Source organism: Pyxidicoccus trucidator (genome assembly GCF_010894435.1).
Lineage (GTDB): Bacteria > Myxococcota > Myxococcia > Myxococcales > Myxococcaceae > Myxococcus > Myxococcus trucidator.
In genome coordinates, this window is sequence record NZ_JAAIXZ010000055.1 from 1 (window position 1) to 1,738 (window position 1,738).

Genomic DNA, 1,738 nt, shown 5'->3' on the forward strand with positions numbered 1-1,738 from the left:
CCTAGAACGTCGAACAGGTTACGGCGAGAGAGCAGGCAAGGGCCAGGGGATCGACACCAGCGCCCGAGGTGAGCAGGTAGGTCCATGGACGACACAGCAGGAGCGAACATGGACCGATGGACGCCCGAGGTCGCGTGTAGCGAGAGGGAAGAGCGGTTGCTGAAGCTGGCGGGCAAGAGCCGCAAGCTCCTGGTCTTCCTGCGACGGCATCGCCATGAACTGTTCGACGAGGCCTTCCAAGAGGAATTGGAGGGCATGTACCGGCAAACGGGCCAGGGCGAGGCCCCCCAGCCACCGGCCCTGCTGTGCATGGCGCTGCTGCTGCAGGGCTACCTGCAAGTCTCCGATGCGGAAGCTGTACGGCTATCGGCCACGGACCGGTGCTGGCGCGTGGTGTTGGGCACGCTGGTGCCCGACGATGACGCGCCCGCCTTCTCCCAGGGCGGTTTGCAGCAGTTCCGCGAGCGGCTCATCCACCACGACATGGACCGGCGCCTGCTGGAGCGCACGGTGGAGGTGGCCAGGAAGACGAAGGCTTTCGACTGGAAGAAGTTGCCGGCCACCCTGCGCCTGGCGGTCGACAGCCGCCCTTTAGAGGGAGCCGGGCGGGTTGAAGACACCTTCAACCTGCTCGGCCACGCGGGCAAGAAGCTCGCCGAGGGCGCCGCCCGTCTGCTGAACACAGACGTGGAGGAAGTATGCCGTCAGGCCCAAGCGCCGCTGCTGCTGGGTACCAGCGTGAAGGCGGCACTGGACATCGATTGGAGCGACGCCGAAGAGAAGCAGGACGCCCTCAATCGCCTGGTGCGGCAGGTGGACCGGATGGCGGCGTGGGTGGCGCGTCATGTGGACCAGGCCGAAGAGGCCCCGCTGCGTCGCTACATCGAGGCGCTCGGGCAGGTGAAGGCGCAGGACTTGGAGCCGGTGGAGGCAGGAAGGGTTCGCCTGCGCCAGGGCGTCGCGCCTGACAGACGCGTTTCCATAGAAGACGACCAGATGCGGCACGGGCGCAAGAGCAAGAGCAAGCGTTTCAATGGCTACAAGCAACACATCGGCACGCACCTGGATGCAGAACTGGTGCTGGCGTGTACGGTGACACCCGCCAACCGCCCCGAAGAGGAAGCCACCCCGGAGTTGAAGGAAGACTTGCGGCGGTTGGGCTTGGAGCCGGACGCGGTGTTCATTGACCGGGCGTACGTGAACAGCGAACTGACCGAGGAGGTGAAGGGGGCCGGTGGAGAGGTGGTGTGCAAGCCATGGCCCGGGCGCGGTGCCAGGCCGGGCCTGTACGGCAAGAAGGACTTCGCCGTGGACGTGAAGGCGGGCACCATTACCTGCCCAGCCGGCCAGGTGGAGACCTTCGAGCCCGGGCAGGTGGTGCAGTTCGACCCAGAGGTGTGCGGCGCGTGCACGCTGCGCGCTCAATGCACGCACGCGGCCTCCGGACGCGGCAGGAGCGTCCGCCTGGGCGAAGACGAGGGCCTCCAGAAGCGACTGCGGCGGCTACAAGGCACCCGCTCGGGGCGGGCGAAGCTGCGCGAGCGGGTGTCCGTCGAGCACCAACTCGCCCACCTCAGCCAGCGTCAGGGCTCGCGGGCCCGCTACCGCGGCACCCGGAAGAACACCTTCGACCTTCGCAGGCTCTGCGCGCTCCAGAACCTGGAGACCCTCCACCGCCGCATCGACGAGAAGCGGCGGCTTGCGGCCTGAGGTTCCACGAACCTGTTCGGCGCTCTAG

At 67.3% G+C, this 1,738-nt stretch carries 1 protein-coding gene; it reads left to right on the top strand.

The features are described 5' to 3' along the window. Positions 1-108: 108 nt before the first annotated feature. Positions 109-1,710: an IS1182 family transposase gene (locus tag G4D85_RS48340; RefSeq protein WP_164021893.1), complete on the top strand. Its 1,602-nt coding sequence runs from the start codon at positions 109-111 to the stop codon at positions 1,708-1,710. Positions 1,711-1,738 lie beyond the last annotated feature (28 nt).

What these genes read in the sequence shown, in the direction of transcription:
- G4D85_RS48340 (WP_164021893.1), top strand. Translation starts at nt 109, where the DNA reads ATGGACCGATGGACGCCCGAGGTCGCGTGTAGCGAGAGGGAAGAGCGG.